Source organism: Mycobacterium sp. UNC410CL29Cvi84 (assembly GCF_000686745.1).
GTDB lineage: Bacteria > Actinomycetota > Actinomycetes > Mycobacteriales > Mycobacteriaceae > Mycobacterium > Mycobacterium mucogenicum_B.
On record NZ_JMLM01000003.1, the window covers coordinates 214,080 to 235,796 of the forward strand.

Annotated in this window: 15 protein-coding genes, 1 tRNA gene and 1 other RNA gene (1 of these 17 cut by a window edge); 8 read left to right on the top strand and 9 right to left on the bottom strand. The window is 68.8% G+C overall.

What is annotated here, in order from left to right; all coding sequences use genetic code 11:
* From BR47_RS0107090 to BR47_RS0107110, 5 genes are all read right to left on the bottom strand, one after another.
* On the bottom strand, positions 1-8,321 hold the beginning of the coding sequence (locus BR47_RS0107090; RefSeq protein WP_029119042.1) for a non-ribosomal peptide synthase/polyketide synthase. Its footprint begins 22,618 nt before the window's first position; only the first 8,321 of its 30,939 coding nucleotides appear in the window; it begins with the start codon at positions 8,319-8,321; its stop codon lies beyond the left edge, outside the window.
* A gap of 43 nt (positions 8,322-8,364) precedes the next feature.
* Positions 8,365-8,589: an MbtH family protein gene (locus BR47_RS0107095; protein ID WP_020101048.1), complete on the bottom strand. Its 225-nt coding sequence runs from the start codon at positions 8,587-8,589 to the stop codon at positions 8,365-8,367.
* A gap of 377 nt (positions 8,590-8,966) precedes the next feature.
* Entirely contained in the window at positions 8,967-9,578 is a 612-nt protein-coding gene (gene recR, locus BR47_RS0107100) for a recombination mediator RecR (RefSeq protein ID WP_029105128.1), read from the bottom strand.
* Position 9,579: 1 nt separating this feature from the next.
* The gene (locus BR47_RS0107105) at positions 9,580-9,912 is read right to left on the bottom strand and encodes a YbaB/EbfC family nucleoid-associated protein (protein ID WP_029119043.1); all 333 of its coding nucleotides are present in this window, start codon (positions 9,910-9,912) and stop codon (positions 9,580-9,582) included.
* A gap of 131 nt (positions 9,913-10,043) precedes the next feature.
* Positions 10,044-10,481, bottom strand: a complete 438-nt coding sequence (locus tag BR47_RS0107110; protein WP_020101051.1) for an SRPBCC family protein — start codon at positions 10,479-10,481, stop codon at positions 10,044-10,046.
* A 71-nt stretch (positions 10,482-10,552) separates the two neighbouring features.
* Here BR47_RS0107110 and BR47_RS0107115 point away from each other — a divergent pair, with 71 nt between their 5' ends.
* Together BR47_RS0107115 and BR47_RS0107120 are read left to right on the top strand one after the other, a co-directional pair.
* A complete protein-coding gene (locus tag BR47_RS0107115; RefSeq protein WP_029119044.1) occupies positions 10,553-11,944 on the top strand; it encodes an FAD-binding oxidoreductase in 1,392 nt (463 codons plus the stop codon).
* Complete coding sequence (locus BR47_RS0107120) at positions 11,941-13,245, top strand: class I SAM-dependent methyltransferase (RefSeq protein ID WP_020101053.1); 1,305 nt, start codon at positions 11,941-11,943, stop codon at positions 13,243-13,245. The genes BR47_RS0107115 and BR47_RS0107120 overlap by 4 nt, the downstream gene beginning before the upstream one ends.
* Here the strand turns inward: BR47_RS0107120 and BR47_RS0107125 are convergent, their stop codons facing one another.
* Positions 13,246-15,249 carry a DNA polymerase III subunits gamma/tau gene (locus BR47_RS0107125; protein ID WP_029119045.1) on the bottom strand — a complete coding sequence of 668 codons (2,004 nt, stop codon included), beginning with the start codon at positions 15,247-15,249 and terminating at the stop codon, positions 13,246-13,248. It lies immediately after the preceding gene.
* Between the two features lie 138 nt (positions 15,250-15,387).
* Here BR47_RS0107125 and BR47_RS34105 point away from each other — a divergent pair, with 138 nt between their 5' ends.
* Positions 15,388-15,666, top strand: coding sequence for a ribosomal protein bL12 (locus BR47_RS34105; protein WP_029119046.1), 279 nt, complete (start codon positions 15,388-15,390; stop codon positions 15,664-15,666).
* 269 nt (positions 15,667-15,935) lie between these two features.
* On the opposite strand, the gene BR47_RS0107135 is transcribed toward BR47_RS34105, so the two are convergent.
* Both BR47_RS0107135 and ffs read right to left on the bottom strand, forming a co-directional pair.
* Entirely contained in the window at positions 15,936-17,219 is a 1,284-nt protein-coding gene (locus tag BR47_RS0107135; RefSeq protein ID WP_020101056.1) for an aspartate aminotransferase type Ic, read from the bottom strand.
* A gap of 28 nt (positions 17,220-17,247) precedes the next feature.
* An RNA gene (gene ffs, locus BR47_RS32455) (signal recognition particle sRNA small type) lies at positions 17,248-17,344 on the bottom strand.
* Between the two features lie 68 nt (positions 17,345-17,412).
* Here ffs and BR47_RS0107140 point away from each other — a divergent pair.
* The 4 genes from BR47_RS0107140 (at position 17,413) to BR47_RS0107155 (ending at position 19,947) form a co-directional block, all read left to right on the top strand.
* A tRNA-Ser gene (locus BR47_RS0107140) sits at positions 17,413-17,498 on the top strand.
* A gap of 80 nt (positions 17,499-17,578) precedes the next feature.
* Positions 17,579-18,379, top strand: a complete 801-nt coding sequence (gene lucA / locus BR47_RS0107145; protein ID WP_029119047.1) for a lipid uptake coordinator LucA — start codon at positions 17,579-17,581, stop codon at positions 18,377-18,379.
* Positions 18,380-18,424: 45 nt separating this feature from the next.
* A complete protein-coding gene (locus tag BR47_RS0107150; protein ID WP_029119048.1) occupies positions 18,425-19,438 on the top strand; it encodes a S1C family serine protease in 1,014 nt (337 codons plus the stop codon).
* A gap of 245 nt (positions 19,439-19,683) precedes the next feature.
* Positions 19,684-19,947, top strand: a complete 264-nt coding sequence (locus tag BR47_RS0107155) for a hypothetical protein (RefSeq protein ID WP_029119049.1) — start codon at positions 19,684-19,686, stop codon at positions 19,945-19,947.
* 10 nt (positions 19,948-19,957) lie between these two features.
* Here BR47_RS0107155 and BR47_RS0107160 read toward each other — a convergent pair whose 3' ends face one another.
* The gene (locus tag BR47_RS0107160; protein WP_029119050.1) at positions 19,958-21,178 is read right to left on the bottom strand and encodes an oxygenase MpaB family protein; all 1,221 of its coding nucleotides are present in this window, start codon (positions 21,176-21,178) and stop codon (positions 19,958-19,960) included.
* 146 nt (positions 21,179-21,324) lie between these two features.
* Between BR47_RS0107160 and BR47_RS31955 the strand changes: the two genes are divergently transcribed.
* Complete coding sequence (locus BR47_RS31955; protein ID WP_029119051.1) at positions 21,325-21,714, top strand: DUF3887 domain-containing protein; 390 nt, start codon at positions 21,325-21,327, stop codon at positions 21,712-21,714.
* Positions 21,715-21,717: the final 3 nt, after the last annotated feature.

The window sequence follows — 21,717 nt, forward strand, 5'->3', positions numbered from 1 at the left end:
ACGCCGGTGTGCGCGAGCGGCCGGTAGAGGTCGGTCAGCGGAGTGTCACCCGGGCTGACGAAGATGGCGTCGACGCTGCCGGGAGCCGCACCCCACGTGACGGCGACCTGGTATCCCGCCTGCTCGCCGACGCGGTGCAGTTCTTCCGTTGTCGCCTCGGAGGTTTCGGCGTCCGTGGGGATTCCGGCGAGTTCCTGTTCCAGCCGGACGTCGATCCGCACGCCCGCGCGGGGAATGTCGGTGATGCGGATCGCCTCGGGCCGCAGGTCGGCCAGCCGGTGCTGCAGCCCGGCCAGGTCGGCACAGTCGTCCCACGTCCAGGTCGGTATGTCGGCCACTGACCGGCCGGCCGCGGGCGCCTTGTGGATGGTGACGTCGTACCGGTAGCGGTTGAGTTCGTTGTCCGCGGTACCGCGCTTGATCCGAATGGCCAGTCCGACAGCCGATTCCCGGCGCGCGGCCCAGGTCGTGAAGTACTCGGGCGCCAGGAGCAGCTCGGCTTCACCGAGTACGGCATGCTCGACGCGCTGCCGGAGCACCGCGGCATCGGTACCGGCGTTCTCGCTGCGTGCCAGCACGATGGCCGTTTGGAATGTGTGCTGCAGACTGTGATTACGGATGTCACCGAGGAACAGGGTGCCGCCGGGCGCCAGCAGTTCGACGGCCTTGTCGATGACTTCGGTCAGATACGCCGCATTGGGGAAGTACTGCACCACCGAGTTCACGATGATGGTGTCGAAATGACCGCGGGGCAGGCCGTCGGTGACGTGCGCCGCCCGGGCCATGAACTCGACCCGGTTGCGCCACGGAATCTCCAACTCCCGCAACGACTGTGCCAGCTTGTCCACTGCTGCCGACGACACGTCGGTCGCGACGTACTGCTCGCAGTGCGGTGCGATCTGGGACAGGATCAGGCCGGAGCCGGCGCCGATCTCCAGGACCCGCCGCGGACGCAGTTCCATGATCCGGTCGATCGTGGCGGCCCGCCACTGCTCCATCTCGGCCAGCGGAATCGGCTCGCCGGTGTAGCTGCTGTTCCAGCCCCGGAAGTCCGAACCGAACTCGGGCGCTTCACCTTCCGCGTCGGCGGCGGCGTACAGCTCGTCGTAGATGTCCTGCCACTCCCCGACGATCTCCGCGTCATGCTCGGTGTCGCGGGTGCCGTCGGTGGCGTGTTCGAACGTGATGTAGCCGACCAGTTGAGCACCGCCGGTGCCGTGGTGCACGGTGGCGGCCGCCTGGCTGACCTGGGGGCAGGCCAGCAGTGCGCTCTCGATCTCGCCCAGTTCGATGCGCTGGCCGCGCAGCTTGATCTGGGTGTCGGCCCGGCCCAGATAGTCCAGCGTGCCGTCGGCGTTCCAGCGCGCCAGGTCGCCGGTCCGGTACATGCGGCTGCCGGAATCACCGTGTCCACCATGCGGATTGGCGACGAATCGCTCGGCACTCAGCGTCGGCCGGCCCACATAGCCGAGCGCGATGGCGGGACCGGCCAGGTACAGCTCGCCCGTCACGCCGGGCGGTACGGGGTTGAGCTGCGCGTCCAGCACCAGGGTGCGGGTGCCCGCAATGGGCGTGCCGATGTTCACCGGACGGCCCGGCGTCAACGGGGTGCCGGTGGCCCAGATGGTGGATTCGCTGGGCCCGTACGCGTTGAACATGCGACGGCCGGGCGCCCAGGCCTGCACCAGTTCCTCGGGGCAGGCCTCGCCGCCGGTGATCAGTGTGGTCAGTCCGTCGAGCCGCGCCCGGTCCAGTGACGCCACCACCGTCGGGGTCAGCAGCGTCGCGCTGACCCGGTGGTGTTGCATCAGGTCGACGAGCGCCTCGCCGGCGTACACGTCCCGCGGCGCCACCACCAACGCGGCCGCCGCGCCGGTCGCCATGAGCATCTCGAACAGCGACGCGTCGAAGGTCGGGGCGGCGACCATCAGCACGCGCGCGTCGGCAGCCAGTCCGTACGAGTCGTGTTGTGCCGCAGCCGCACCCAGCAGTCCGGCGTGGCTGACGGCCACGCCCTTGGGCTCGCCCGTCGAGCCCGAGGTGAAGATGACGTAAGCGGTGTTGTCGACCGTCAGCGGCGCCGAGCGCTCGGCGTCGGTGATCGGTTCGGCGCCGTAACCCGACAGGTCGGCATCCGCCCGGAGTACCGGACGGGAGCCCGCGCCACCGATCTGGTCGGTGTCCCGGGTGAGCACGCACGTGGCGGCAACCGAATCCAGCACCGTGGCAATGCGTTCGACGGGGTGCGTGCGGTCCACCGGTACGTACACGCCACCGGCCTTGAGCACGGCCCACCACGCCACCACCAGTTCGGCGCATCGGTCCATCGCGACACCCACGGCGCGTTCGGGACCGACACCGCCGGCGATCAGCAAGCGCGCCAATCGATTCGAGGTTTCGTCGAGCTCGCGATACGTGAGGCTGCGGGCGCCGTCGATGACGGCGACGGCATCCGGATCGACCGCGACGGCCGCCGCCAACAGTTCGGGGCCGAGCCCGATCGGCGCCCGTACGCCGGCACCTGACCAGCGCCGCAACTCGGCCTGCTCGGCCGCGTCGAGCAGGTTGAGGGACAACAGCTTTCGCGCCGGGTCCGCGGTCATCGCCACCAACAGCCGGCGGAACCTGCCGATCAGCGAGTCGATACCGGCCGCGGTGAACACCTCGGTGTCGTATTCGATGTGCAGTCCGAGCTCATCGCCCGGGAACGCCTCGACGGTCAGCGGGTAGTGGTTGAACTCGCGGTTCGCGAACTCGGCGATGGCGAGGTCGTCGACCCCGACAGACATGCCGGCTTCGACCGGGTAGTTCTCGTACACGAAGAGCGTGTCGAACAGCTGGTCGTGGCCGGCGACGCGGTGAATCTCGCCCAGCGCCAGGTGCTGGTGGTCGAGGGTGTCGTTGTGCGCGGTCTGCAGCTGGTCGAGCAGGCCGGTGACCGTGGTGCCCGCCGTCAGGTTGGCGCGGACCGGCACGGTGTTGATCAGCAGGCCCACCATCGATTCGGTGTCGCCCGCATCGAGCTGGCCGAGCCGGGACCGGGCGGTACCGAACGCCACGTCGTGCCTGCCGGTCAAGGACGTCAGCAGCACGGCCCACGCGCCCTGCAGCACAGTGCTGACGGTGGTCTGGCAGGAGCGTGCCAGCTCACCGAGGGCGCGCGTGGTTTCCGCCGAAACCTGGAATGACGCAAAGCCGCGTTGTCCGCGCCCCAGCCGGTCCTGGAGCCGGTCCTGCGGACCCACCAGGGTCGGCGTCTCGAAACCGGCGAGCACCTCACCCCATGCCGCGCGCGCCGCATCGAGATCGCGGTCGGCGAGCCAGGTGATGAACTTCCGATACGACGCCGCGGGCGGCAACCGGTGCCCGGCATAGCCGGCGAAGATTTCCCGCAACAAGATCGGCAGCGACCAGCCGTCGAGCACGATGTGGTGATTGGTCAGCACGAACCGGTGGCGGTCCGCGGCGATGCGGATCAGCAGGGCCCGGAACGGCGGTTCACCCGCGAGGTCACCGACCGCGATGCGCTCGGCAGCACACAGCCGCTGAATCTCGTCTTCGTCGAGTACGCCCGTCGCAGCGAAATCGACGAATCGCCAGGCGATTTCCGGTTCGGCCAGGATCACCTGCACCGGCTCGTCGAACTGCTGGCAGAACGTGGCCGCCAGGTGGGGGTGCCGGTTGACGGTGCGTTGCACGGCATCGCGGAGCCGCTGCGGGTCCAGGGATCCGGTCAGCGTGAAATCCAGCTGCACCGAGTACATCTCGGCGGCGACGTCGGCGCGCTCATGCGCGGTGCTGCTGTGGAACAGCAACCCCTGCTGCAACGGCGTCAGCGGCAGGATGTCGGCGACCCGGTATTGCTGCTGCAACTGGTCGATCTGCTGCTGCCCCAGTTGCGCCGGCGCGATATCCGACGGCGTCAGGCCGCCGCCACCGGCCCGGACGTGTGCGCAGATGCCTGCCAGCGCCTCGAACCACAACCGGCTCAACCGGTTCAGCTGGGCGTCGTCGAGAACCGAAGTCGCCCAGGTCCAGTCGGCTTGCAGTTGCGGTCCGGCGTCGGTGTCGACGGTGCCGGCGTTGAGTTCCACGGTGTGGAACAGCGGCAGCGGGGCTGCGGCGCCGGCCAGGGACAGCTCTTCGCGGCCGAGCCGCCACAGTTCTTCGACGCCGGCGATCTGCGGGAAGCCCAGACGGCCGAGGTAGTTGAACCCGAGGCTCGGCTCCGCGCCGTCCAGATCGATGTTGTCGTTCAGGTACCGCAGCAGCCCGTAGGTCAGGCCCGCGGGCTGTGCGCGCAGCTGTTCCTTGGCCGCCTTGATGACGGCGCCGAGTGCCGCATCGCCCGAGGCGATCTGCGACCAGGTCAGCTCCCCCGTCGCCAGCGAAACCGGGTATTTGGCGGTGAACCAGCCGACGGTCCGCGACAGGTCGACGTCGTCGGCGATGTCCTCGTCGCGTCCGTGGCTTTCGACGTCGATGCCGACGGGAGCGCCGCCGGTGCCCAGGAACTCCGTCACCGCAAGAGCAAAACCGATCAGCAGGATGTCCTGCACGCCGGCGTGAAATGCCGCCGGTACCTCGCCGAGGAGTGCCCTGGTGTGCTCGGCGTCGAGCGTCACCGACAGCCGGCCCGCGGTGACATAGGTGTCGAGGGTGGGGTCCGCGGCCGGCAGCGCCGCGGGTACCGAGGCCGGCTGTTGCCAGGCCGCCGCCTGCGCCCGCACGTCCGGATGGTGTGCGTACTCGGTGAGCAGCGTGGCCCACCGCTGGAACGAGGTGCCCGTCGTCGTCAGCTCGACGGGCTGGCCGGCGCGATGCTGCGCCCACGCGATGTTCAGGTCTTCCAACAGGATTCGCCATGACACGCCGTCAACCGCGAGGTGATGGACGATCAGGACCAGCTGCCGGCTGGGGGCGACCCAGAGGGCGCTGACCACCACTCCGGAGCTCGGGTCGAGCCGGCGCCGCGCCGCGGCCACCGCGGCCTCTGACAGCTCGCCGACCTCGACGACGTAGTCGCGGGCATCGACGGAATCGGCCTCGGGTACCGACAGGGCCCCATCGGCGCCGACCCGCAGCCGCAGCATGGCATGCCGATTCATCAAGGCCTGCAACAACATCACCGCGTCGGCGCCGGTGGAGCCGTGCGGCGCCTGCAACACCAGGGTCTGGTTGAACTCGGCCGCAGCACCGGCCGGCGCATCCAGACTCGAGAACCACCGGATGATCGGGGTGGCCGGCACCGCTCCGATGCCCTCGTCGACGACGTCATCCGCGTCGTCGGTCACGGTCACCGTCTGCGCCAGGCGCGCCACCGTCTGTTCGACGAAGACGTCACGCGGGCGGCAGGCCAGGCCGGCGGCGCGGGCGCGTGCCGCCACCTGCATCGCGAGAATGCTGTCGCCGCCGAGTTCGAAGAACGAGTCGTCGACACTGACGGCCGCCGGCTCCAGGCCGAGGATCTCGGCATAGATGGCGGCCAGGATCTCCTCGACGGGGCTGTCCGGCGCGCGGTAGTCGTCGCCCGTGTACTCCGGGGCGGGCAGGCTGCGGGTGTCGAGCTTGCCGCTGGTGGTGAGCGGCAGTTCGGCCAGCGCCACCACCGCGGCGGGAACCAGGTACGCCGGCAGGCGATCCGCGAGCGCGGCCCGCACCTCGACCGGATCGACGGGGCCGGTGACGTAGCCGACGAGGCGCTTGTCGCCGGGGCGATCCTCGCGGACGATCACAGCTGCCTGCACGACGCCGTCGAGTGCGGCCAAAGCTGTTTGGACTTCACCCAATTCGATGCGGTAGCCGCGGATCTTGACCTGGGCGTCGGCGCGTCCGACGTATCGCAGTTGGCCGTCGTCACCCCAGTACACCAGGTCTCCGGTGCGGTACATCCGCTCGCCCGGCTTGCCGAACGGGCATGGCACAAAACGTGATCCGGTCAATGCGGTGCGGTGCAGATACCCGACACCCACACCGGCACCGGCGACATACAGTTCACCGACCACGCCGGGCTGCACCGGCCGCATCCAGCCGTCCAGCACGAACAACGCCGTGCCGCTCGGCGGCGCTCCGATGGGTGCCGCGCCGCCACCGGCCGCCAGCGGCGCACTGATCGCCGCATAGATCGTGGTCTCGGTCGGGCCGTAGCCGTTGACCATCGTGCGACCCGGCGCCCACTGCTCGACCACCTCGGCCGGGCACGCCTCGCCGCCCATCACCAGCGCGCACGACTCCAGGCCCGCCATGTCCAACATCCCGATGGCAGATGGGGTTTGGGTGAGGACGGTGACCTTTTCGGCGATCAGGAAGTCATGGAACTCGGCCGGATCAGCAGACACCGACTCGGGTACCACCACCAGCCGGCCGCCGCGCAGCAGCGCGGAGAAGATCTCCCACACCGAGAAATCGAAGGCGTACGAATGCCAATGTGACCAGGCCTGCTCGGACGGCAGGCCGGCATCCTGCGCGGCGATCAGCTGCGTCAGGTTCTGATGGGCAATCGCAACGCCTTTCGGCGTCCCGGTCGTGCCCGAGGTGTAGACGACGTAGGCGACGTCGTCGGGCTCCGGCCCGGCCGCAGCGGGCCAGTCGTCGGGCCCGTCGAATGGCTCCCGCACATCGATGACGACACCGTCGAAACCGTCGAACCGGTCGGCCAAGGCCGTGGTGGTGACGGCCGCGAACGGGGCGGAATCGCTCAGCATGAAGGCGATTCGGGATGCCGGCAGTGCCGGGTCGATCGGCAGGTAGGCCGCACCGGACTTGAGCACACCCAGGATCGTGACGATGGCCTCGGCGGACCGCGGCAGCATCACCGCGACGCGCCGCCCCGGACCCGCACCGCGATCGGCGAGCAGTTGCGCCACCCGGTTCGACGCGCCGTCCAGCTCCCGGTAGGTCAGCGGCCGGCCGTCGCCACTGAGCGCCACCGCCTCCGGCACGCGGGCCACCTGCTCGGCGAAGAGCGCCGGAATCGACAGCGGCCGGGCCGCTTCGGCGGCGAGCGCCGCCCAGTTGCCGAGCTCCGCCAGCCGGTCCTCAGCCGGTGTACCAAGCACCGGCAACGCCGACAGGCGTTGGGCCGGATCCGCCGCCATCGCCGTCAGCACGCGGTCCAGCTGGTCCGCCAGTTCCACGACGTCGAGCTGCCGGGTACCGAACGTCGTGACGGACAGCTCGTCGCCCGTACCCGAGAACGCCAGTCCGGAGCCACGTCCGAGACCCGAGATCAGTTGCGCTGCCGCGGTGGCCTCGCCCAGCGGCACGGTGAACCCCGACGGCAGAAAGTCCACCACGATCCGGTCCGCACCCGGGCCGTGCACCTTGCGTTCCAGGGCCTGGACGGGGAATCGCTGATGGCGCACCGCTTCTCGGGTGCGGGCGTGCACATGCGCACAGAATTCGGCGACCGTGGCGTCGGGGGCAACCTGCAGCACCAGGGGCACCACCCCGGCGACCATGCCGGGCAGTGTCTTCGAGACCTGCAGCACGCGCCGGGTCACCGGCAGGTCGAGCACCACCTCGTGCCCCTCGGCGGCCCGGCCACGCAGCACCAGTGCGCACGCGGCGATGAGCACCGTGGACCGGCGCACATCCCAGGCCGCACACAGTCGTTCGACCTGCGCCAGCAGCGCGGGGGCGAGCTGGATCGGGTCCGACGAGCCGTCCTCGGCGCCGGCGCCGTCATCAGGCGATAGTTCGCGCGTCGCCGCTGCCGGCAGGTTGGCCGTCCAGTACGCCTCGTCCTCGGCGTAGTCCGCGGAGGCTTCGTACGCCTGCTCGGACTCCAGCAGGTCCCGCAGCGAACTGAAATAGGACGGCTGAATCGAAACGCCCGCAACGGATTCCGAGTAGACCGCGGCGATGCGCTGCAGGACCAGCGCCAGTCCGATGCCGTCGGCGACGATGTGGTGGCAGCAGGCGAAGAAGTAGGACTCGTCGGTGCCGGCCCGGAAGTAGGCGAAGCGCAGCAGTGGGCCGTCGAGCGGCATGGGGGTGCGCTGCAGCGCCGAGGCCGTCGCGCGCGCCTCTGCCATCGGCTGGTCGGCCTGGGTCAGATCGTGAAAGGCCACCTCGATGTCGGCGACGTCGAGCAACCGCTGGCGCACCTGGCCATCGGACTCCGAGAACGTCGCCCGCACCGGATCGGCTTCGCCGACGACGTGGCGAATCGACCGCTCGAAGACCTCGAAGTCAACCGGTCCGTCAATCTTCACGAAGATGCCGAGCTGCCACTCCGCAGCCGACTGACCCGTTTCCTGCGCGAGCCAGATGTCCAACTGCCCACGCGTGACAGGCAACGACGAATCGCCGAGATCCATCCCAAACACTGAAATGTCGAACTACCCCTGAACTAACGAACGCTCAGAGTCGCTGGCCAACCGACAGTCGGTCACGCAAGCTCTTGGGCCGGATGTCGGTCCATTCCCGTTCGATGTACTCCAGGCACGAGGCACGGTCGGCTTCGCCGTGCACCACTCGCCAACCCTCGGGAACGTCCGCGAACGTGGGCCACAGGCTGTGCTGCTCCTCGTCGTTGACCAACACAAAAAAGGTGCCATTGTCGTCATCGAACGGGTTGGTGCTCATGGTGCTCCCCAAAAGAATTGACGCTCAAGATAATTGGGTCTTCCGATCCCACGGTTGGCCCGTGGGCGAATGCTACATGCCCACACTGTGTTCCCACACACGTGTTTGCCAACGGAACGCCGCGCGCCACATTCGCGCGATCGGCGCGAAATCCCCAAGGAAACAACAACTTTGGCGAAGTTATTTGCCCGATGCCGATAGCGGTACGGACTTCCCAGTACACACCCCGCGCGGACCGCGCCGGCTCGTTAGCCAAATCTGACGAAACGGTAATTTTGCAGGAAAAATGGGTGGAGAGGCCAGACCGAATGCGGTTTCGGCGAGGCGAGAGTTAAACCCGCACAGCCGTCTCGCGGATGAGGCCGCCGTGCCGCGCGTCAGACCATGGCGCGACGGCCGGCCAGGGCGCGGCCCAGCGTCAGCTCGTCGGCGAACTCGAGGTCGCCACCCATCGGCAGACCGGACGCGATGCGCGTCACCGTCAGCCCCGGGATGTCCCGCAGCATGCGCACCAGGTACGTGGCCGTGGCCTCGCCCTCGGTGTTGGGGTCGGTCGCGATGATCACCTCGACGATGTCCACACCGTCGACCCGCTGCCCAATCCTGTTGAGCAGCTCGCGAATTCGCAATTGTTCCGGCCCGACGCCGGACAGCGGATCCAGCGCGCCGCCCAGCACGTGGTAACGCCCGCGGAATTCACGGGTGCGCTCCACCGCCTGGACGTCCTTGGGCTCCTCGACGACACACACCAGGGAGCCGTCGCGGCGCGGGTCGCTGCAGATGCGGCACCTGTCGTCATCGGACACGTTGCCGCACACCGCACAGAACTTGACGCCGTCGCGCACCCGGTTCAGCACCGCGGTCAGCCGGTCGATGTCCGGCGGCTCCACCGACAGCAGGTGGAACGCGATGCGCTGGGCACTCTTCGGCCCGATCCCCGGCAGCTTGCCGAGTTCGTCGATCAAATCCTGTACGGGTCCTTCAAACACATCAGAACCCGGGCAGGCCCATGCCCTGCATGCCGCCGGCCAGCGGGCCGAGGCGCTGCTGCGCCATCAGCGTCACCTGCTCGGAGGCGTCGCCCAGGGCACCCACGATGAGGTCCTGCAGCGTCTCGATGTCGTCGGGGTCGACGACCTTCGGGTCGATGGTGAGCGCGGTGATCTCACCGCTGCCCATCATGGTGACCTTGACCAGACCGCCACCGGCCTGACCGACCACCGACGAGGTGGCCAGGGACTCCTGCGCCGCCATGAGCTGCTGCTGCATCTGCTGCGCCTGAGCGAGCAGCGCGGACATATCGGGCTGGCCACCGGGTTGCATGACGATCCCCTTGGTTTGATTCGCGGCTCAGCCGCGGTGTTTCGATGATCGGGTGTGCGCGCCAGCCTAGTCGCCCGACGGATCACCGGGCGACCGACTGGCCGCGAAAAGAATCTCCGTGCGCCGAAGGACTAGCCTTCGACAACCTTCTTCAGGTTGCCCAGGACCTCGTCCTGGATCTTGCGCAGACCCAGCGGGGCGAAGGTCTTCTCGAAGAAGCCACCGATACCGCCGGCGCCCTGCCACGCGGTCTTGACGGTGACGGTCGAGCCGGTGCCCGCCGGGGCGACGGTCCACGTGGTCACCATCGACGAGTTGGCGTCCTTCTCGATGACGCTCTTGCCGGCGACGTCGACCGTGGCCTTGACCTCACGCGAGCGCTTCTTGGTGGCCTGCAGCTTCCAGGTGGCGACGGTGCCGGCACCCTGTCCACCTTCGAGCACCTGATAGCCGCTGTAGTTCGACGAGAGGATCTTCGGGCGCACCGTCTGGTAGTCGGCGACTGCTGCCAGCACCTTCTCCGGCTCGGCGAGAATCAACACGGTGCTGGACGCACTGACCTGTCCCATCAGGTAAAACTCCTGTTCATACGGCTTCCCTTGCGGTCGCGAGGACCGCGGTCTCGGTCTAGCGTATATGTGTGACTGCTGTCGCGATCGACGCGACGGCCGCCCACGAGGCGGCCGTGCAGCGTCTCCTGGACAGCTACCGCGCGATCCCACGGGGCACGACGGTGCGGCTGGCGAAGCCGACATCGAACCTTTTCCGGGCGCGTGCGCGCACCAAGACCAAGGGGCTCGACGTCTCGGGGCTGACCGGCGTACTGGCCGTCGACACCGAGACCCGCACCGCGGACGTGCAGGGCATGTGCACCTACGAGACGCTGGTCGCCGCGACGCTGCCGTTCGGCCTGGCCCCGCTGGTCGTGCCGCAGCTCAAGACCATCACCCTCGGGGGCGCGGTCACCGGGCTGGGCATCGAGTCGACGTCGTTCCGCAACGGCCTGCCGCACGAGTCCGTCCAGGAGCTCGACATTCTCACCGGCGCCGGCGAACTCATCCGGGCATCACCGCACACCCACTCCGACCTGTTCTACGCATTCCCGAATTCCTATGGGACGCTGGGCTATTCCGTACGGCTGCGCATCGAGCTGGAGCCGGTGCGACCGTTCGTCAAGCTGCGGCACCTGCGCTTTCACCGGGTGGCCGATCTCGTCGACGAGCTGCAGCGCATTCTCGACACCGGCGGCTACGACGGCGTGCCGGTGGACTACCTCGACGGCGTCGTGTTCGGGCCCGACGAGAGCTACCTGTGCCTGGGCATGAAGACCGGAACCGACGGCCCGGTCAGCGATTACACCGGCCGGCAGATCTTCTACCGCTCCATCCAGCACGACTCCGGCGAGCGGCACGACCGGCTCACCACGCAGGACTACCTCTGGCGCTGGGACACCGACTGGTTCTGGTGTTCGGCGGCCTTCGGCGCGCAACGCCCGCTCATCCGGCGGGTGTGGCCCCGCCGGTACCGGCGCAGCAGCGTCTACTGGAAGCTGGTGGGCCTCGACCAGCGCTTCCGCATTGCCGACCGGATCGAGCGCCGCAGCCTCCTGGCCCCGAAACAACCGTTGCGCGAGCGGGTGGTGCAGGACGTCGAGGTGCCGGTCGAGCGCGTCGTCGACTTTCTCGAGTGGTTCCTGGCGCGCGTGCCCATCACCCCGATCTGGTTGTGCCCGTTGCGGTTACGCGGCGACACCCACTGGCCGCTGTATCCGATCCAGCCCCACCGCAACTACGTCAACGTCGGGTTCTGGTCGTCGGTCCCGGCCGGACGGGTGGCCGGCGAGACGAACCGCTTGATCGAGGACAAGGTCGACGAGTGCGGCGGCCACAAATCCCTGTACTCCGAGTCGTTCTACTCGCGCGAGGATTTCGACCGGCGCTACGGCGGCGCCGAATACCAGAAGGTCAAAGACGTTTACGACCCCGAATCGCGGCTACTAGGTCTCTATGCGAAGGCGGTACAACGGCAATGACGACAACTGACGACCGAGGGACGACCGACGGCAAGCTCACCCTGGCCGAGGTCCTGGAGAGCTTCTCGAGTGGTCGGCTGCCCCTCAAATTCGAGGCGTACGACGGCAGTTCGGCCGGCCCCGAAGACGCCGAACTGGGACTGAGCCTGCTCACCCCGCGCGGCACCACCTACCTGGCGACCGCGCCCGGCGACCTGGGTCTGGCGCGCGCCTACGTCGCAGGCGATCTGGCGCCTCTGGGCGTGCATCCGGGCGACCCGTACGAGCTGCTCAAAGCGCTGGCCGACAAAGTCGAGTTCAAGCGCCCGCCGATCCGGGTGCTGGCGAACATCGTGCGGTCCATCGGATTGGAGCACCTGCTGCCGATCGCCCCGCCACCGCAGGAGGCGTTGCCCAAATGGCGCCGGATGGCGGAAGGGCTGCGGCACAGCCGAATCCGGGACGCCGAGGCCATCCACCACCACTACGACGTGTCGAATGCGTTCTACGAGCGGGTACTCGGCCCGTCGATGACGTACACCTGCGCCTGCTACCCGAGCCCGGACGCCACGCTCGAGGAAGCCCAGGAGAACAAGTACCGGCTGGTGTTCGACAAGCTGCGGCTGCAGCCCGGAGACCGGCTGCTCGACGTCGGCTGCGGCTGGGGCAGCATGGTCCGCTACGCCGCCCGGCGGGGTGTCCGGGCCACCGGTGTGACGCTGTCTGCGGAGCAGGCCGCCTGGGCGCAGCGCGCCATCGCCGACGAGGGCCTGGCAGACCTCGCGCAGGTCCGGCACGGCGACTATCGCGATGTGCGGGAAGGGAACTTCGACGCGGTGTCCTCGATCGGCCTGACCGAGCACATCGGCGTCGCCAACTACCCGGCGTACTTCCGGTTCCTGCACGACCGGCTGCGCCCCGGCGGGCTGCTGCTCAACCACTGCATCACGCGGCCGCACAACCGTCCCGGGAACATCGGCGGGTTCATCGACCGCTACGTCTTCCCCGACGGCGAGCTGACCGGCTCGGGGCGGATCATCGCCACCGCCCAGGATGTGGGGCTCGAGGTGCTGCACGAGGAGAACCTGCGCCCGCACTACGCCCTGACGCTGCGCGACTGGTGCGCCAACCTGGTGCAGAACTGGGACGACGCGGTCGCCGAGGTCGGCCTGGCCACAGCCAAGGTCTGGGGCATGTACATGGCCGGGTCGCGCGTGGGATTCGAGACCAATGTCGTTCAGCTGCACCAGGTTCTGGCCGTCAAACTCGACGAGCACGGGGCCAACGGCGGGCTGCCGCTGCGTCCGTGGTGGACGCCCTGACTACTCCCCGATGGGCCGGGCGCCCAGCTCGCTCTTGAGCAGTTCCAGCGCCACCTCTTCAGGATCGCGCCGGGGCACGTCCGTACCCCGGTCGTTGGCGGCGTCGGCCAGCATGTCCTCTTCTTCGGCCCGCTCCACAGCGGCCTGCTGCTCGGGCGTCGGAGCCGCGGGGCGCGAAGCTGCCGCCGGAGCGGAACCGGCCGACGGGGCCCCGACCACCCCCGCAGGTGCGGCACCGGCGTCGCACCGCACCCGCCAGTTCACGCCGAGCGCGTCCTTGAGTGCCTCGCGGATGACGTCGGCGTTGTGCTGCTCGCTGAGGCGTCTCGCCAGCGGCGGGGCCGGGTGCGCCAACACCAGGGTGTCGGCCTCGATACCGCGGACCGTCGCCTCCATGAGCATGGCTTCCAGCGAGCGGCTGCGCATGCGGACCTTCTCGCGCACCGTCGTCCACATGGCCCGCACCGCGGCGGCATCGGGCTCACCGGGTGTCGCGGCGGCCGGCTGCACGGGCGCCGCGGCTGCCGGTGCGGGTGCCGGCGGGGCGACGGGTTCAGGTGATGTTTCACGTTGAACCGGCGCAGGTTCGGGGGCCGGACGCGGCTCGGGCCGCGATACCGGGGGTGCGGGCGGCGCCGGGGGCGCGGGCTCCGGTTCAGGTGCCGAAACTGATTGCGGTGCTTGGCTTCTCCGCATGAACTGCCGGCCGCCCGCCGCCGAAGACGGGGCAGCCGGAGCCGGCGGCGCCTCCGCGTACGACTCTGCGGCCGGTGCCGTGGCGGGGGCCGGAGCCGCCACCGCGGCGGGACGCGGGGCAGCCACGGTCCCAGCCTCCGAGGCCGGGATCGAGACGTTCATCCGGGTCTCGATGCGCTCGATGCGTTGCAGCAGAGCGGCTTCGGTGTCACTGGCCGACGGCAGCAGCAGCCGGGCGCACACCACTTCGAGCAGCAGCCGGGGTGCCGTCGCGCCCCGCATCTCCCCCAGCCCGGCGTGCATCACCTCGGCGTAGCGGGTCAGCGTGGCGGTGCCGATCTGCGCGGCCTGGTCCCGCATGCGCTCCAGGACGTCGTCCGGTGCGTCGACCACACCGCGGGCCGCGGCGTCCGGAACCACTTGCAGGACAATCAGATCCCTGAACCGCTCCAGGAGGTCGGTGCCGAAGCGGCGCGGGTCGTGCCCGGCGTCGATCACCGACTCCACGGCGCCGAACAGCGCCGCGCCGTCGCCGGCGGCCAGCGCGTCGACCGCACGGTCGATCAGTGCGAGGTCGGTCGCACCCAGCAGCGACAGCGCCCGCTGATACACGACGCGGTTCTGCTCGGCCCCGGCCAGCAGCTGGTCGAGCACCGACAACGTGTCGCGGGGCGAACCGCCGCCCGCGCGGATGACCAAGGGGTAGACCGCGTCGTCGACCTGTACGTCTTCTTGCGTGCAGATCTTCTCCAGCAGGCCGCGCATGGTCTTCGGCGGCAGCAGCCGGAACGGGTAGTGATGGGTACGCGACCGGATGGTCGGCAGCACCTTCTCCGGCTCCGTGGTGGCGAACACGAAGATCAGGTGCTCCGGCGGCTCCTCGACGATCTTGAGCAGCGCGTTGAAACCGGCATTGGTCACCATGTGCGCTTCGTCGATGATGAAGATGCGGTACCGCGACTGCGCCGGCGCGTAGAACGCCCGGTCCCGGAGTTCACGGGTGTCGTCCACGCCACCGTGGCTGGCGGCGTCGAGCTCGACGACGTCGATGTTGCCCGGCCCGTTCGGCGCCAGCGCCACGCACGAATGGCACTCGCCGCACGGATTGGCCGTCGGCCCCTGCTCACAGTTCAGTGAGCGGGCCAGGATGCGCGCCGACGACGTCTTACCGCAGCCACGCGGCCCGGAGAACAGGTAGGCGTGGTTGATGCGGCCCGATTCCAGCGCGTTGCACAGCGGCTCGGTGACATGCTCCTGCCCGACAACCTCAGCGAAACTTGCCGGTCGGTACTTGCGGTAGAGAGCCACGGGAGAAGGCTACCGAGCGGGTCCGACTCGTGCTCTGGTGCCCGTTGACTGCGAATCCACGCAGGCCGCTACTCGCACAAATGCGGCGTCAGTTCGCAGTCAACGCAAGAGCCGAGTCAATCCACCACACTGGCACGCATGGGACTGTTCGGACGCTCAGGCGACCTCTCGTACGACGATCTGCTGAACCGGCTCACCGAACTGGAACGCCGGGTGGCCGCTCTGGAACAGGCGGCCTACAGCGGCAACGCCGCGCCGGCGCCCCAGCCGCACCGGCAGTCTTACGGCGGCACCGGCGTCAGCCCTGAAGTCAGGCGACTGGCGGCGGCCGGCCAGAAGATCCAGGCCATCAAGCGTCTGCGCGAGGAAACGGGCCTTGGCCTGAAAGAAGCGAAGGACGTCGTCGACCGGCTGTAGGCCGGCTACCGGCCGGCTCAGCTTCCGCGAACCTGACGTGGTGGCCGAAGATCAGGCCGCAGATCGCCGTGCAGTCAGGCTCGGCGTACGCGACCACCGCAACTCGATTGACCCTGCATCTACGCACCCCGCTACTCGCACAACTGCGCCCTCAGTACAGAGTCAGCGTGGGGACGGCAGTGACACCCGTTGATCCTGACGCCACGGCGCACCGCACTCGCACGAATGCGCCCTGGGTACAGGGTCAACGCAGAGCGCAGGCGGGGACCTCAGTCCTTGAGCAGCACCTCGGTCGCGGCCAGCAGCGCGCACGTCGCCAGGCCGTCGATGGCGAGGCGCAGATCGGGCAGCGGCGGGAAGGAAGGCGCGATCCGGATGTTCTTGTCCTCCGGGTCCTTCTTGTACGGGAACGACGCGCCGGCGGCGGTCACCGCGATGCCGGCGTCCTTGGCCAGCGCCACGGTCCGCTTCGCGGTGCCGGGCCACACGTCCAGGCTGACGAAGTAGCCGCCCTTGGGGTCGGTCCACGACGCGATCTTCGACTCGCTGAGCCGGTCGTCGAGAATCTCGGCGACCGCCGCGAACTTCGGCGCCATCAGCGCCTGGTGCCGCTGCATGTGCAGCCGCACGCCGTCGGCGTCACCGAAGAACCGGAGGTGCCGCAGCTGGTTGACCTTGTCCGGGCCGATGGTCTTCTTCTCGGCGTGCTGCAGGTACCAGGCAATGTTGCCGAGCGAGCCGCCGAAGAAGCTGACGCCGGCCCCGGCGAAGGTGATCTTGGATGTCGAGGCGAACACGTACGGCCGGTTCGGGTTGCCCGCGGTGGCGGCCAGGCCGACGACGTCGACGTTCTGCACCGACTCGTGCGTCAGCGTGTGCACGGCGTAGGCGTTGTCCCAGAACAGCCGGAAATCCGGTGCCGCCGTTTGCATCTGCACGAGGCGCCGGGTGGCCTCCCAGGAGTAGGTGACGCCGGTCGGGTTACCGAAGACCGGCACGCACCACATGCCCTTGATCGCCGGGTCGGCGGCGACGAGTTCCTCGATGAGGTCGACGTCGGGGCCGTCCTCGAGCATCGGGACCGGGATCATCTCGATGCCGAAGCTCTCGGTGATCGCGAAGTGCCGGTCGTACCCGGGCGCCGGGCACAGGAACTTCAGGACGGGTTCTTGCACCCAGGGGCGCGGCGAATCGACACCGCCGTGCAGCAGCGAGAAGACGATGACGTCGTGCATCAGCTCGAGGCTGGCGTTGTTGCCGGCGATCAGGTTCTGCACGGGCAGGCCGAGCAGTTCACCGAAGATGGCCCGCAGCTCGGGCAGGCCGTGCAGACCGCCGTAGTTGCGGGTGTCGGTGCCGTTGCCGTCCAGGTACGAGGCCGGAGTGTCCCCCGGCAGGCTCAGCATGGCGTTCGACAGGTCGAGCTGCTCGGCCGACGGCTTGCCGCGGGTCAGGTCGAGCGTGAGGTTGCGGGCCTGCAGTTCGGCGTAATTGCGCTGTTGCAGATCGTGCTGGGCCTGCAATTCGTCACGGCCGAGGGACAGAAACGACACGGCGCGCCTTTCGCATCAGATCGCGAAAACATAGGGGACCCCGCGCACCCGCCAGAGCCCGTTGACCCTTGCTGCCTTCCGGCCCTGGGGGAGTTCACAGGATGGACGCCGCGCGGGGTCCGGCCACGAGTGTAGTACCCACCCAGTGGCACACGAGTAGGGCGTCGGATCTGGGTCGGGTACCCTTGTCGACGGAGGATTCGCCTAGTGGCCTATGGCGCTCGCCTGGAACGCGGGTTGGGTTAACAGCCCTCAGGGGTTCAAATCCCCTATCCTCCGCACTCGGTCCGGGGTGCGACCAGCTGACAAGCAGGTCGCACCCCGGCCCACTATCAGAGCGAAAACCCTCAAGGAGCAGTATGCGGCGGCCGGTAGCGATCATTTGGCACGCGTCGTTCCTCATCCTTGCCGGGCTGCTGTACTTCTTCTTCGCGCTGCCGCGCTGGAATGAGCTGACCGGCGACTGGTCGCACACCCTCGGCACCGCGATGCGCATCGTCTGCGGCCTGATCGTCGCGTTGTCGGCGCTGCCGGTCCTGTTCACCCGCCAGCGCACCGCCCTGCCGGAGTACGGCACCCCGCAGCTGGCGCTGACCCTGCGCACCTGGTCGATCGTCCTGCACATCGCGGCCGGCGTCCTGATCGTCGGCGCCGCGATCAGCGAGATCTGGCTGACCCTGGACCAGGCCGGCACCTGGCTGTTCGGCATCTACGGCGGCGCGGCCGGCCTGGCTCTGCTCGCCGCCCTGGCGTTCTACCTGGCCTTCGTCGCCGAACTGCCGCCCCCGCCGCCGGCCCCCCTGAAGGTCAACGACAGCAAGCGCCGCGGCCGACGCAAGGACGACAAGGCCGCCGATGAGGCCCCGGCCGTCGCCGCTGAAGTCGCCGAAGCCGGCGATGAGAGCGAGACTGAGACCGAAGCCGAGGCCGAAGAAGAGAGCAAGGACAAGGCCGAAGACGCGGCCGAGACCACCGAAGCCGACGATGCCGGTAACGCCGACGCCGCAGAATCCGATGAAGCGGCCAAGACGTCCGGCGAAGAGACCGCCGACACCAACGAGGACGAGGCGGAAGAAACGGCCACTGACGACGCCCCCGCCGGTAAGCTGCGCAACCGCCGCTCCGGCAAAGGTTCCGGCTTGTTCGGGCGCGGAGCCTAAGGGCCTACTTTCAGGGCCATCACCTCGCAGTCCGGAGGACAGCACATGGGCGGGTTCCGCTTCTGCCGTCGGCTCGGCACCGCGGTCACCGCGGTAGCCGTTGCCGCGGCCACCGTCAGCCTCGCCCCCGTCACCCATGCTGACGCGTCCCAGGCCGCAGCTGTCGTCGAACCCGCGACCGCGCGCGTCGACACCATCATCAACTACCAGCACGCCATCGGCGCCGGCACCGGCTTCGTCCTGGACGCGGGCGGCGCACTGCTGACCAACTTCCACGTCGTTCAGGGCGCCGACAAGGTGACCGCGACCGTAGGTGGGCGGCCGTACCGCGCCGACCTGGTCGGCTACGACCGGCACCATGACATCGCGGTGCTGCAGCTGCGCGGCGCAGCCGACCTGCCCGTCGCCCCGCTGGGCGATTCGGCGACGGTGGCCGTCGGCGACGAGGTCGTCGCACTGGGCAACGCCGACGGCAGCGGCAACTCACTGACCCACGAGGCCGGCCACGTCATCGGACTTAACCGCACCATCACCGCCAAGGACGAGTTGACGGGCAGTTCCGAGCAGGTGACGGGCCTGATCCAGTTCGCGGCCCCGGTCCGCGCCGGCGACTCGGGCGGCCCCTTGGTGTCGGCCGACGGTCGGGTAGTCGGGATGACGGTCGCGGCGACGCTGAACTTCCACATGGGTCCGGGCGGTGAGGGCTTCGCGATCCCGATCGACGAGGCGCTGGCGACGGCCGCGCAGATCCGCGCCGGTGCGGCGTCCAACAACATCCACATCGGGCAGCCGACGCTGCTCGGCGTCGGTGTCGGCGGCACCGACGAGCACTCGCAATTGCCCGGCGTGCTGATCCGCGACGTCATCAGCGGCGGCCCCGCGCAAATCGCCGGGATGGTCCCGGGCGACGTGCTGGTGAGCATCGACGCCGTCACGGTGAGCTCGGCGGGTGCGCTCACCAGCGTGCTGGACCGGCACTACCCCGGCGACGTCGTCGAGCTGTTCTGGATCGACCGCGCGGGCCAGCAGCACACCGCCAAAGCCGTCCTCACGTCCTGACACGTAACTTTCTGGCAAAAAAATCTACTAATCCGTAAAAGTAGCTGGATACCGGCGGTAACCGGGTACCGAGGGTTATGGCTATTTGCCACAGCGCCCTGACGTGCCGAAATGCCGTTTTGCTGGCCGGCGAAGCCCTTGGCGAGGGCATTTTCGCGAGTTAGATTGGCGACACATTCAGTTGCAAATGAGCCTTCGGTCACAGCTGTTCACGCGGCGGTTACCCGGTCAAAGGGAGTAGCCCAGTGGTCCACCTCTACGTGGAGGCCTACACAGCGATATGGGCTGTCGTGACCCTTGCGACGTATCTCCTCGGCCGCCGATTCAGCAACGACGAGCAGCCCGACCACCAGATCCTCACCAGCGTGCTGGCCGGCGCCATGTGGCCCGTCGTCGTGGTCGGACTGCTGGAGGCATTCACCGTGGCGTTGATGTCCGGCAGTCACGCCTGGCGCGACCCGGCGCCCGTGGAGCCGGCTTACGTCGCACCCGTCGCACCGCTGCCGTAGTACTCAGCCCTCACGCCACCCCACGCAGGTGGGACGCCGACGCCCCGATGGTCGCCTCATTCCCGCCGATCATGGTGCGCAGCAGAGCCTTCTGCTCACGAAAACCGCGGTCGGCGGCACGGTCCGAACCGCCCGGCAGACCCAGGGCCGCGATGCTGCGGAGACCGTTGACGGGGATGCGGAGCATCGGATACCACGGCGGCATGTAGGCCGGCAGCCCCAGCGGGCGCATCACCCGCGGGCCCAGGAAGGCCGTCGTGACCGACAGGTGCTGTGCCCAGGCCAGCCGCCGACGAAGGCCCGCCGCACCGCGGTAATGCCAGCTCAGCGGGTCACGCGCCATCGGAACGGACAGCTGTTTGGTGGTCTCGTCGGAGACGGCCAGCGCGGTGGACGTGTGATAGAGGATGCGGACGCTGTCCCGGAAGGACCGCGGCAGCCATTCATCCTGCACACCCATCAGCCAGCCCACGTACCGCGTGAGATGGGCGATGGCGCTCAGCTCGGCGGGCGTGGCGACGATGCCCATGGCCAGGCCGCCGAGCACCGGCGCGATCAGGGCGCCGACCAGCGTGGCCGCCATGTCGGTCTGATTGACAGGCAGACCCCACTGCTCGGCGCGCCAGTCCGGCATCGCCTGCACGTGTTTGCGCACCATCGCGTGCACGAAGCGGACGCGGACGGTGGACCGGTATCCGGAACCGAACTTCTCCAGCCCGCCGTCCTCGATCACGTCGAGCGCCCACTGCATGGTCTCGGCGAACCGCTGGTTGGAGCCTTTTTCCAGGGCTCCGGTGCGCAGCAGGGTCTGGTTGAAACCGGAGAACTGGTAGCCGCCCAGCAGCGCCACGTCCCGGGCGATGTACATGCCGTCGGCCCCGCCGCGGCGCAGCGTCCGCTGCCCGATCCGCAGCGCTTCAGGGTCGACCCAGTCCGGCGTGGCCTCAACCTCGTCGAAGAACCGACGCAGTGGCTCGGGCGCCTCCGGCACGCTGGCGATGCCGTCGGTGAGCGCACGGTCGAACAACGGCCGCAGTTGCTTCGTCCCCACCTCCGACATCCAGGCGACCAGGGAATCCATGGGTTCGTCGCCGGCGTTGAGGCGCTCGCCGAGCCGCTGCCACTGCGCCGCATCGGGTTTCCCGATGGCCAGCACGGTGGCGAACGAACTGATCGCCGCGGGTACCGGCTGCGGCCGGTCGGGATGACGTGCCGGGATCGGCAGGGACATCGTGCGCACTCCTTGTCACCGTTGACAACGTACGTAGTCAAAACTAGGCGGTACCCGGGGTCTCGTCAATGGCAAATGGGGCGCGAGCGCATAGGCTGGCCCTCATGTGGCGGGGAGAACAGTCCAAGCATCAGCGTCGGAGCACAGTGGCAGCCGCGATCACGGCGCTCGGAATCGGCGTCGCACTCGGCGCGGCACCAGTGGCGACGGCGGCTGACGCCCCCGACCAGGTGGCGCTGACCACCATCGACGACATCGCAGCGGGCAACTACGCCGCCGTCACCGCCCGGTTCGATCCGGAGCTGCAGAAGCGGTTGTCCCCCAAGGCATTACAACAGGTGTGGGACGGCTACCAGCGCACGTTCGGGACGTACCAGTCGCACGGCGGCCCCGAGGACACGCCGCGCGGCGACCTCACCGTGGTGAACGTCCCACTGCAGATGGACCGCATGCCCGGCCAGTTCCGGGTGAAGATTCACCCGGATGGCACCATCGCGGGCGTGTACTTCCTGCGCGAAGGTGTGCCGGTCCCCTGACCG

Coding starts and splice junctions, on each gene's coding strand:
- BR47_RS0107095 (WP_020101048.1), bottom strand. CDS start 8,589: ATGAGCACCAACCCGTTCGATGACGACAATGGCACCTTTTTTGTGTTG.
- BR47_RS0107105 (WP_029119043.1), bottom strand. CDS start 9,912: ATGCAACCCGGTGGCCAGCCCGATATGTCCGCGCTGCTCGCTCAGGCG.
- BR47_RS0107110 (WP_020101051.1), bottom strand. CDS start 10,481: ATGGGACAGGTCAGTGCGTCCAGCACCGTGTTGATTCTCGCCGAGCCG.
- BR47_RS0107120 (WP_020101053.1), top strand. CDS start 11,941: ATGACGACAACTGACGACCGAGGGACGACCGACGGCAAGCTCACCCTG.
- BR47_RS34105 (WP_029119046.1), top strand. CDS start 15,388: ATGGGACTGTTCGGACGCTCAGGCGACCTCTCGTACGACGATCTGCTG.
- lucA (WP_029119047.1), top strand. CDS start 17,579: ATGCGGCGGCCGGTAGCGATCATTTGGCACGCGTCGTTCCTCATCCTT.
- BR47_RS0107150 (WP_029119048.1), top strand. CDS start 18,425: ATGGGCGGGTTCCGCTTCTGCCGTCGGCTCGGCACCGCGGTCACCGCG.
- BR47_RS0107160 (WP_029119050.1), bottom strand. CDS start 21,178: ATGTCCCTGCCGATCCCGGCACGTCATCCCGACCGGCCGCAGCCGGTA.